Below are 11,328 nucleotides of genomic sequence, written 5' to 3'. Positions count from 1 at the left end.
TTTTCGTAGCAAGGCGTGCAACGTGTGAAGCCATTACTCTTCTTTGAGTTACAAGAAGTAGTTTTTTAGTGACTTTATTATTTCGAGATTGTTAATTGGCATGAGTTCGAATTATGTATTTTCGGACTTATGCCTTTTTGATTGACTGAATTGTTTACATATGGGGTTTAAATAACATTGTTAGTAACAAATAGTCTATTTATTTCTGTTTTGTTTTGGAACACTTGGTGAATTTGAAAGATTAACGAAGGAGATTATCACTTAGAGTGTACGGTGTTTAGAGTCCTAAGTTCAAATTCTGTTGGTTGTATTTATCAAGACGTTAGAGATAATAGTCAACTTATAAGTGGTGATTTAAAAATGGAAGAAGTAGGAGAGATGATTAGTGATACTGTCGGCTATGGTACTGCATTTTTCCATCAGGATTATCACCCTTTACCTTCAGTTGGAGATCTTGTCTATATTCAATATTCAGCAACAGAAGACAGCAGACCATCTTCACTAACAGTCGAAAAGTATTTAATAGCTCAATAACGGTTTTTATGTTTGTTCTTTATAGATGAATAAGCTCCACCAAATCCAAAGTATGAGCTGCCAGCTGAGGCAAAGGACTTAGTGATGTATGCGAGACTTGTGATTAATGGGAGTACGGCTATGTTTTTTGATATGTTTCCGGGCTCGCCTTTTGTAGAGGGGAACAATATCAGCTTAGCAGTTATTAGTGAAAACATCGGCGATATTAAATCCTATTTTAAACAACTACAAGAAGGAGGTACGGTTGGTTTAGTATTGCAAGAAACCTTCTGGAGTAAGTGCTACGGTACGTTAACAGATAAATTCGGCATTAAGTGGCAGTTAAGCTACACTGAAGAATCATATTAAATGAGTTAGGCTGGCATCTTCTGTGTTCAGTTTTTTTTGTGCTAGTCGAACGCCCCCTATAAGTCGCAAGTTTACATAGTCTTCTATGCCTAATACTTCCTTCACGTAAACATCCACTTTTTATCAGGGACTGAAAAACCTATTGAAAGTCACGCTAGGAAACAGCAATGACTTCGGACGTTGAAAGCCCTGCTATGAGAAAACCACTCATAGCAGGGCTTTCAAAACGAGGCAACGGCTCCGCACATTACTTAAAGGGCAGTGAAAAAGGGAACCCCCCCTTTTTTCACTGCCCTCTGGTTTTACCTTTTCAGAGGCTTTCTTTTTAAAGTACTTTGTCATGAAACGTAGTAATGATAATAGATTTAATATCTAGTAGCTCGTATAAACCTCCTCCTTAGGACGAATATACCAAAAATGGAAAATGTAATTGACAATGATTATCATTTTAAATAACATGTAAACAGTAGAAACGTTATTGATATTGATTATCATTTTCGTTTTGTGGCAACTAGATATGTATTAAATCAAGGAGTGGGATTGCAATGGAATCTATACTCCTTAAAAAATACTTAGTTGTTGATAATGGTTATCATTATCATTTTAGCGATTCACATAATAAAAGAAAGTGGGGACCTGAATGCAGCAGAATTTAAAAAATCAGCAATTTCTTGATGCACAAGCTAGGCGTGAATCGAATGCTCGTTCTTATCCACGTCGAATTCCAATTGCCATCCGAGAAGCGAATGGCATCTATGTAAAGGATGTGGAAGGAAAAGAATTTATAGATTGCCTAGGTGGAGCAGGGACGTTAGCACTTGGACATAATCATCCCGTCATCATTGAAGCGATTAGAAAGGTTTTGGATGACAAGCTGCCATTACATACATTAGATTTAACAACCCCGATAAAAGAAGAATTTGTTGAAGAATTATTTATGACGTTACCGGAATCATTTGCAAGAAACGCTCGGATTCAATTTTGTGGTCCTTCCGGTTCAGACGCTGTAGAGGCTGCATTAAAGCTTGTGAAAACAGCAACTGGAAAGAGAAGTATGTTGGCCTTTCAAGGCGGCTATCATGGAATGACTCATGGTTCGTTAAGTTTAATGGGGAATTTGGGACCTAAAAAGCTCATTTCAGGTTTAATGCCTGATGTTCATTTTCTACCGTATCCGTATGACTATCGCTGCCCCTTTGGAGTTGGTGGGAAGGAAGGGCATGAAATTGGTCGTACCTATATCGAACAGCTGTTAGATGACCCGGAAAGTGGAATCGTACCTCCAGCAGGAATGATTATGGAAATGGTTCAAGGTGAAGGTGGAGCAATTCCTGCACCAGATTCATGGGTTCAGGAAATGAGGAGGATTACAAAGGAAAAAGACATTCCGCTCATTGTCGATGAAATTCAAACAGGGTTAGGACGAACAGGAAAGCTATTTGCATTTGAGCACTCAGGAGTGATTCCGGATGTTGTCGTCCTTTCTAAGGCTATCGGCGGATCACTGCCTTTAGCAGTTGTTGTTTATCATAAGGATTTAGACACGTGGAATCCTGGTGCACATGCGGGAACGTTCCGTGGTAATCAGATGGCTTTTGCAGCTGGAACAGCAACAATGAAATTTATAAAAGAACAAAGCTTGTCTGAATATGCCGCTGAAATGGGTTCTCGGTTAATGTCTCAGCTGCAAGATATCCAAGCCCAAACAAGCTGCATCGGTGATGTTAGAGGACGTGGACTGATGATAGGAGTTGAAATCGTTCATAAGAAACACGCCGGAAACAGTGTTAGAAATGAATCAGCTTATCCTGAATTAGCACAACGCATTCAACAGGAATGCTTCAAGCGTGGCTTAATCATTGAGCTTGGTGGACGTCATGGTAGTGTTGTTCGATTTTTGCCACCTTTGATTATTAAAGCCGAGGAGATAGATACGGTAAGCCAAATCTTTTTAGATGCCGTTAAGCAAGCTGAAATATCAATTCAAGGGCGTTTAACTCAGGAGGTATAAGGATGAGCAATAATCAATTAGGTCTGCTAGAACCGAGACAAAGGCAAACGAAGAATCTACCGTTTGAACGCTACTTTTTAAACAGGGAAGATGAAAGTATTGACTACTATATGGAAGCAATGAAATGGTCGCAAAATGCTGTTATTGACCATTTTGCTACTTCTAATAAAACATATAGTGGCATCTCTTACGAAGAATGTACGGAGCTTTTTTCTAAAACATTTAATGAGGTTTTGCCTGAGAGTCAATCATCGCTAGAATTATTGTTCAAAAACATTGGTGATACGATTTTGAAGCATTCAATCGTCGTATCAAACCCAACGTGCCTTGCTCATCTTCATTGTCCGCCTTTAAGTGCTGCACTGGCTGCAGAAGTGATGATTAGTGGAACGAATCAATCAATGGATTCATGGGACCAAAGTGCCTCTGCTACCGTCCTTGAAGAGAAGATGGTTAATTGGCTAAGTAAGTTATTTTTTAAAACAAAAGAGTCAGACGGGGTCTTTACAAGTGGAGGGACACAATCTAATTTCATGGGTTTACTTCTGGCTCGTGATCGTTATTTGAAAAGAAGATTAAACTGGGATTCCCAAAAGCAAGGTTTGCCTTTAGAGGCTCGTAAACTGCGAATATTATGCTCAAAGGATGCTCATTTTACTGTTCGTCAATCTGCCTTTTTACTCGGTTTAGGCGAGCAGGCTGTTATTCCGATTGAGACAGATGCGAATCATCGGATATGTGTTGAAAGTCTGGATCGTTGCTTAAGTGAAATTAACGAACAGGGGTTACTGCCATTTGCGTTAGTAGCAACTGCGGGGACAACAGACTTCGGTAGTATCGATCCAATTATCGAGCTAGCTGAGCGCACTAACCGCTATCAAATGTGGCTTCATGTCGATGCTGCTTATGGGGGCGCACTCATCTTGAGTGAGCAACACAAACACAAGTTACGTGGAATCGACCTTGCTGACTCAATCACAGTAGATTTTCATAAGCTGTTTTATCAGCCGATTAGCTGCGGTGCTTTTCTTGTAAAGGAGCAATCGAGCTTTGATTTTATCAAACTAAATGCGGATTATTTAAACCCTGAGGATGACGAGGAGCTAGGTATTCCTAACCTAGTAACAAAATCAATTCAAACGACGAGACGCTTTGATGCATTAAAGCTCTTTATATCCTTTCATGCTTTAGGGAGAAAAGTGTTTGCCGAAATGATTGACTATACGATTGAGTTAGCGCAAAAAACGGCCGACCTGCTTGATGAGGACTCGGATTTCGAAAAGCTAAATGAGCCTGAACTTAATGCAGTCGTATTTCGATATTGTCCACAAGGAACGGAGAAATCAAACGATAAAGAGTGGCTTAATAAACTCAACACGATAATTCGTACGAAACTATTAGAAAATGGGTCTGCTGTATTGGCACGAACCCGAGTTAACGAATCTGTTTACTTGAAATTGACGCTATTAAATCCACGAACAACGGTCGAAGATGTGCGATCAATAGTAAGGCAAATTAAAGCGCTGGAATTAGAAATGCAAAGATAGGAAGGGTGGATAAAATGAATTCGAAACATATTGCTGAACAAGTAACCATTCAAAGCTTTCTCAATTGTTATTTAAGGGAAACCGCGGAGTACTCAGTAAAAGAAAAGAATACGACAAAGCTAGCTGATAAACTTTCAGACCGTCCAGAAATAACGCAACTTATCGATTGCAAACTTGCAAACCAAGGTATGCACCTGTATATTCCACTAAAATATTGGTCGTTAACAGGTAGACATATTTTTTCATTTCCACTTTATTATTCTCTTTCAACAGAAAGCTGCGAGCTATTTGAGCTGGATTATGTGACATTAACGAGTCTTGTGATTAAAGAGTTAAATCTTAAGGCGGGCATGGGCTTTGATAAGACCGGAAGTCAAGATGAGCTAATGATGCGTGTGATTTTAAGCTGCCAAAACATTGAACGATTTATCCAAGCACGAAAAGAAGATTGTGAGCGTCTCTATGGTCTAGATTTAAGTTTTATAGAAGCTGAGCAAGCACTACTACTTGGTCATCTTCTCCACCCGACCCCAAAAAGTCGTCAAGGTATATCAGAACTAGATGCGCCATTTTATTCACCAGAGCTAAAGGGGCAGTTTCAATTACATTATTTCCGTGTACATACGTCAATCGTTGAACAAGGATCGGCGTTAGATGAGACTGCTATCCAGCTTGTAAAGAACCAGCTAAAAGCAGATCCTAAAGTTTCAAGCGAATTTAAAATGAAATATTGTCATGATGATGAATATGCTCTTTTACCAATCCACCCTTGGCAGGCGGAGTTCCTGATGCGTAAACCAAACGTACAAGCACTCATGAAATCTGGCTTAATCGAAACAATCGGAAAACTAGGACGCGCATTCTATCCAACGTCTTCTGTTCGAACAGTTTATCATCCGGAAGAAAAATATATGTTCAAATTCTCGTTAAATGTAAAAATTACGAATTCAGTTCGTGCTAATAAAAAAATGGAGCTTGAGCGAGGGGTAGAAGTTAAAAAACTATTGGATGGCAAGATTGGAAGCGATTTGAGAAAGAAGCATCCGAATTTTCAGGTTATATGTGATCCAGCCTTTTTAACTGTGAATCTTGAGGGTGAAAAAGAATCGGGCTTTGAAGTGATTTTAAGAGAAAACCCGTTCTATTTAGAGCATGCTAATGATGCAACGCCAATTGCTTCGCTATGCCAGGATTCTATTAATGGGCATACATCAAGGCTAGCAGAGATTATCACGTTTTTAGCTGAAAAGGAAGGACGAACAACGGAGGACGTGAGCTTGGAGTGGTTCAGTCGCTATTTAGAAATTTCGTTGCAGCCGATCTTCTGGCTTTTCTTAACGTACGGAATTGCTCTTGAAGCTCATCAGCAAAATAGCGTGATTCAGCTAAAAGATGGCTATCCTAGTAAGTTTTATTATCGAGATAATCAAGGCTATTATTATAGCCAATCCTATCATGAGCAGCTTAACCAGCTATTACCTGGTATTAGTGAGAAGAGCCATACCGTGTGTTCAGATGCCATTGCAGATGAGCGTTTACGTTATTACTTTTACTACAATCATTTGCTTGGCTTAGTGAATGCATTTGGGGTAGCAAAGCTTATTGATGAAAGAATGCTGCTAGAGGAACTCAAGGATATAATCTCGCAAATGGAGGTTCCAGAGTCAAGTCCTTCAAACCTCGTTAAAAGTCTATTAACATACGAAAAGCTACCTTGCAAGGCTAATTTACTAACTCGTTTTCATGATATGGATGAGCTAACGGGTTCACTTGAGACGCAATCGGTCTATGTTGAGATTGATAATCCTTTAGTACAAAAGGAGCTGATGACGAGTGAAGCTTTTTGATAAAGAAATAGGCTATGAGCTCTCCTTTCGTGAAGTCGAGCTTGAGGAAGATTTACAAAGGCTGCATCAGTGGCATCATCAAGCGCATGTGATTCCATTTTGGAAGCAAAATTTTTCTCTACCAGAATACAAGGCGCATTTAATAAAGCTATTACAGGATAAGCACCAAACTCTCTATATAGGACATGTGAATGGTGAACCGATGAGCTATTGGGAGTGTTACTGGGCGAAAGATGACATTTTGGCAAATTACTATGATGCCAAAAGCGATGACCAAGGGATTCACCTATTGTTTGGACCTGAAGCATTTTTAGGGAGAGGGCTGGCTCTGCCGTTCCTTAGAGCAATGTCTGCCATTCTTTTTAATCATGAGGCAACAACAAAACTAGTTGCGGAGCCGGATGTTCGCAATGAGAAGATGATTCATATTTTTGAGAAATGTGGATTTAAACGACAAAAGGAAATTGAGTTACCAGATAAGCGAGGGTTACTTATGTTTTGTGAGCGTGAGGCATTTTTTAGGAGGTGGAAGGATGTCAAATCCATTCAAAAATACGATGTATGATGTAATCGGCATCGGCATCGGTCCGTTTAATCTAGGTTTAGCCGCTTTAACAGAAGAAATGAAGGACGTGAAGTCACTATTTTTTGACCAGAAGCCATATTTTGAGTGGCATGGGGGGCTTCTAATTGATGAGACAACGCTTCAAGTACCATTTTTAGCGGATGCTGTGACAATGGCTGATCCGAAAAGCCGGTTTAGTTTTCTAAATTATTTATATGAGCATAACCGCTTGTATAAGTTTTACTTTCTTGAACGGTTTCATATTCCAAGAAGAGAATATAACCATTATTGCCAATGGATTTCTAAACAAGTAACAAATTGTTGCTTTGGAAAGCGTGTAACAGCGGTGCAATGGTCTGCTGATTTTAGTGAAGTAAGTTGGTTTGAAGGAGAATTAGCTGATGATAATGGTTATTTCAAAATAGAAACAACCGATATCGAAACAGGGATGGTTAATTACTATTATTCGCGTCATCTTGTTATTGGTGTCGGTAGTGTTCCTTATATTCCAGATAGTATGTCCCATCAGTCTGGAGAAGGTATGTTTCATTCGGCCCAATTTTTACAAAATCGTGAGCGGTTACGTAAGGCGGATTCGATTACCGTAGTAGGCTCAGGGCAAAGTGCAGCGGAGGTGTTCCTTGAACTCGTAAAGGAACAGCATCTTTATGGCTATCAACTGGATTGGTTTACACGCTCAAAGGGCTTCTTTCCAATGGAATACTCGAAGCTTGGGTTGGAGCATTTTTCTCCAGATTATACGAAGTACTTTTATCAATTACCCCAGGAAAAAAAGGATGAACAGCTACCGAAACAGGATCTCTTATATAAAGGAATTAGTGCAGCGACTATTGCCGATATATACGATGTTCTTTATGAATATTCCGTCGGAGGTGCACATCCCCCTGTACGTTTACTTGCCAAAACAGAAGTGGTCAATGTCACAGAAACGGAGCAAGGCACATATCAGTTGGTATGTAATCAATGGGAGCAAGAGCAGACCTTTAGCCATGAAAGTGAGATTGTTATAGCTGCAACTGGCTATCAACACCCAATTCCAGGCTTTGTTTCGAACCTGAAACAGCTAATAGCGTGGGATGAAAAAGGAAGATATATTGTTGAGGAAAACTATCAGCTTAAGTTAACAAAAGAAATAGCCAATCAAGTTTTTATTCAAAATGGTGAGATGCACACCCATGGGGTCGGGGCACCTGACTTGGGGTTAGGTGCATACCGCAACTCAATGATCATAAATCAACTTTGTAACAAGGAAGTCTATCCAGTGCGGAATCGCCACGTATTCCAGCAATTTGGAGTTTAATTTGATGTCCGATAAATCGATTCAGACAGTGTTATTTCTATTAATTTTCTATTTCGTCTATGCCGATGTTGCACTGTCACCTTTTTATCCTCAGTTCTTTGAAAAGGTATTTGGTATTACAGATTTAAGCTATACAGCTTTTTATATCTTTATCGCTAGGCTAACAGTTGTTATAGCGGTTCCGATATGGGGGATTCTTTCTCACTATTTCGAAGTCAGGCACTTGTTGTATGCGGGACAATGGATTTCAGCTGTAATGCTAGTTGCAATGGCTGAATCAGAACATGCACAGCAATTTTTATTATTTACAGTCTTATTGCTTATTGGAAAAAGTAGCTTTTTTCTTATTTATCCGTTGTTAATTGAACTGAATGGGCAGGAAAAACGCTCCAACGTTGTAGGTGTGTACCATACAATCTTTCACGGCGCGATTATTCTAGGAACGTTATCAGGAGCATGGATAATCAGACTTGAACAGCCTTTGCTTTTATTTTATGGATTGGCCTTCGTCGAGGTGATTCTTTGGCTATTTAGTTCTCTTGTCTTAAGAAAGCTCTCATCTAAAAAAAGAGCTGTGTTAAATAAATCCACCGTTCCTTCAACTAAACAACAAGTTCGCTTTTTGGCTGCAATTGGGGTTATTGTTTTTGCCTTTCATACAGCGAACAATATGATTCGTCCCTATTTTGCAACGTATACGATAACTGATTTTCAGCTTTCGGTCGGTGAAAGCAGTATTTTGTTTATGATTCCGAGTGTGATGGCTATCATCGCCTACCCGGTGATACGAAAAGTAGGTTTCTCGGAAAAATTACGATTCGTTTTTTTCGTCACTTTAGCTGTGTTAGCGATCAGTCTTACGTTACAGGGCTTAGCTACAAGCTTACTGGTTTTATGCATTAGCAGAGTCGTTTACGGATTCTTTTTAGCACTTGCACAATCGGCACTAGAGCTTTACCTATTTCATAAAAGTAAAAATCAGTTATCCGTGAACTATACGATTGCATCATCGTTTCAAAATGCAGGCTTACTAGTTGCGCCATTGCTTGCATCATCATCGGTTCATTCATACAGCTTAGGAGCTCCCTTAGTGTTTGCGGGAGTGATAAGTGCCGTGACTTTGCTTGTCGCACGTTTCACTGTTTTTCATCATAGTAAGAGACAGAATCAAGATCTCAACAAAAGAGCGGTGTAATTTTATAATTGGGAGAGTGTAATTATGGAAAAGTTACAGGAAATCTTACAGCTTGAGTGTTGGAATGAAGTCAGCTTGAAGCTATTAACAAAAATGATTTCAGAATTTATGTATGAAGAGATTATTCACCCTACGATGATCGAGGAAAAAGCGGAACGTACTGTTTATCAACTTTTACTAAATGAAGGAGAGGAAGAGGTTTGCTATCAATTTGAAGGGAAAAAAAGGTTGATGGATAGCTATCGTATTTATCCAGATACGATTCGCTGCAAGAGAAATGGCGAATGGAAACAAGCTTATAATCCACTTCAATTTATACTCGATATTCAGAAAACAGTTGGGATGAACCCCGTAACGACTGGACATCTCATGAAGGAATACAATAATACGTTAGTAGCCGATGCCCATATTTTAAAGAAAAAACAAACGCAATGTGTTGAGCAGCTACTTGATTTGGATTATGGAGAATTAGAGGGTGAGATGGAGGGGCATCCATGGATTACATACAATAAAGGGAGAATTGGGTTTGATTATCAGGATTATCTTTCTTATGCACCGGAACAAAAAAAGAAGGTGAAGCTTTTTTGGGTAGCCGTTCATAAGGATTACGCAACTTTTCATTCCGTTTCTGAATTAGACTACGAGACCTTTATTGAGGCTGAATTAGGGTATGAGGTGTTCGGATATTTTATTGAGCAGTTAAGAAGAGCACAGGTAGAGCCTTCAGCTTATTTCTTTTTACCCGTGCATGAATGGCAGTGGAGTAATAGCATTATACAATATTTCCCGGAGGATATCGCGCGAAAAATGATCGTCCCTCTTGGAGAAGGAAAGGATGACTACTTACCGCAGCAGTCAATTCGTACGTTTGTTAACACAAGTGATAAAAACAAACATCACGTTAAATTACCGATGAGTATTTTAAATACGTTAGTATACCGAGGCCTTCCAGGCGAACGAACGGTGGTTGCGCCGATTATTACCAACTATATTCAAAACATTCGTAATCAGGATTCCTTCTTACGAGATGAGTGCCGGATGATCCTGCCAGGGGAAGTGGCAAGTATAAATTATGAGCATCCTTATTACTCAAAATTAGCAGGAGCACCTTATCAATATCTTGAGATGTTAGGGAGTATTTGGCGTGAGAGCATTTATTCATTTTTAGAGGAAGGAGAACAACCAATTACATTAGCTTCTCTTCTTTATGTCGACAGTGCAGGTAAACCATATGTGGCCGCATTAATTGAACGCTCCAGTTTAACAGTTGAGAAGTGGATCGAGAAGCTTTTTAACATCATATTACCACCACTATTACACTATCTTTATAAATATGGCACGGTGTTTTCGCCACATGGACAAAATACCGTTCTAGTGTTAAAGAATGATGTACCACATCGTTTAGCGATGAAGGACTTTGTTGATGATGTGAATGTTAGCGAAGAGCCATTACCAGAGTTACAATGTTTACCTGAGGAACTTAAGCCTGTGCTCCGGAGTGAAGGTGCAGAGGGACTATGTCAGTTTATTTTTACAGGGCTATTTATTTGTCATTTTCGTTATTTGTCAGATATTTTGGATACTTATTATAACTATGAAGAGGAAAAGTTTTGGTTGTTATTGAGAGAAACAATCCTACAGTACCAAAGTCGGTTTCCTGAACTAAAAGAGAGATTTCTTTTGTTTGATTTACTTAAACCAGCATATACAAAGCTATGCTTAAACCGGAACAGAATGCTCGATTATGGCTATGAGGATGACGATGATCGTCCACATGCATCTGAATTTGGAAATGTTCAAAATCCGTTGCATTTCATATCTAAGAAGGTAAACGTTTAAAAAAGAACTAGGGGATGTCCAAAAAGGGTAAGAATGAAGGCCACTGAGAAACCCACTCATAGCGAGGCCACTGAAAAACTACTTCTTGTAACTCAAAGAAGAAGTAATGGCTTCGCACGTT

General features: G+C 39.3%; 8 protein-coding genes and 1 pseudogene. All 9 read left to right on the top strand.

Going from position 1 to position 11,328, the window contains the following annotated elements; all coding sequences use genetic code 11:
- Positions 1-273: 273 nt before the first annotated feature.
- The 9 genes and pseudogenes from B1R93_RS11520 to B1R93_RS11480 all read left to right on the top strand — a co-directional run bounded on the left by B1R93_RS11520 (position 274) and on the right by B1R93_RS11480 (position 11,207).
- Positions 274-534, top strand: a complete 261-nt coding sequence (locus B1R93_RS11520; RefSeq protein ID WP_088104106.1) for a hypothetical protein — start codon at positions 274-276, stop codon at positions 532-534.
- 33 nt (positions 535-567) lie between these two features.
- Positions 568-882, top strand: a pseudogene (locus B1R93_RS11515) (VOC family protein); the annotation flags it as partial.
- A gap of 640 nt (positions 883-1,522) precedes the next feature.
- Entirely contained in the window at positions 1,523-2,893 is a 1,371-nt protein-coding gene (locus B1R93_RS11510; protein ID WP_088104104.1) for an aspartate aminotransferase family protein, read from the top strand.
- Between the two features lie 2 nt (positions 2,894-2,895).
- Positions 2,896-4,440, top strand: coding sequence for a pyridoxal phosphate-dependent decarboxylase family protein (locus tag B1R93_RS11505; RefSeq protein WP_165763792.1), 1,545 nt, complete (start codon positions 2,896-2,898; stop codon positions 4,438-4,440).
- Between the two features lie 14 nt (positions 4,441-4,454).
- Complete coding sequence (locus B1R93_RS11500) at positions 4,455-6,287, top strand: IucA/IucC family protein (RefSeq protein ID WP_088104103.1); 1,833 nt, start codon at positions 4,455-4,457, stop codon at positions 6,285-6,287.
- Positions 6,274-6,852 (top strand): GNAT family N-acetyltransferase, encoded by a 579-nt coding sequence (locus B1R93_RS11495; protein ID WP_088104102.1) that lies wholly within the window; start codon positions 6,274-6,276, stop codon positions 6,850-6,852. The genes B1R93_RS11500 and B1R93_RS11495 overlap by 14 nt, the downstream gene beginning before the upstream one ends.
- Entirely contained in the window at positions 6,821-8,173 is a 1,353-nt protein-coding gene (locus tag B1R93_RS11490; protein ID WP_207634152.1) for a lysine N(6)-hydroxylase/L-ornithine N(5)-oxygenase family protein, read from the top strand. The genes B1R93_RS11495 and B1R93_RS11490 overlap by 32 nt, the downstream gene beginning before the upstream one ends.
- A 4-nt stretch (positions 8,174-8,177) precedes the next feature.
- Positions 8,178-9,368: an MFS transporter gene (locus B1R93_RS11485; protein WP_088104101.1), complete on the top strand. Its 1,191-nt coding sequence runs from the start codon at positions 8,178-8,180 to the stop codon at positions 9,366-9,368.
- Positions 9,369-9,392: 24 nt separating this feature from the next.
- Positions 9,393-11,207 carry an IucA/IucC family protein gene (locus B1R93_RS11480; protein WP_088104100.1) on the top strand — a complete coding sequence of 605 codons (1,815 nt, stop codon included), beginning with the start codon at positions 9,393-9,395 and terminating at the stop codon, positions 11,205-11,207.
- Positions 11,208-11,328 lie beyond the last annotated feature (121 nt).

The sequence above is a fragment of the Halalkalibacter urbisdiaboli genome (genome assembly GCF_002156385.1).
GTDB classification, from domain to species: Bacteria; Bacillota; Bacilli; order Bacillales; family Bacillaceae_D; genus Halalkalibacter_A; species Halalkalibacter_A urbisdiaboli.
The sequence above is the reverse complement of the archived record's forward strand: the minus strand, read 5'-3'. Positions and strand labels throughout refer to the sequence as shown.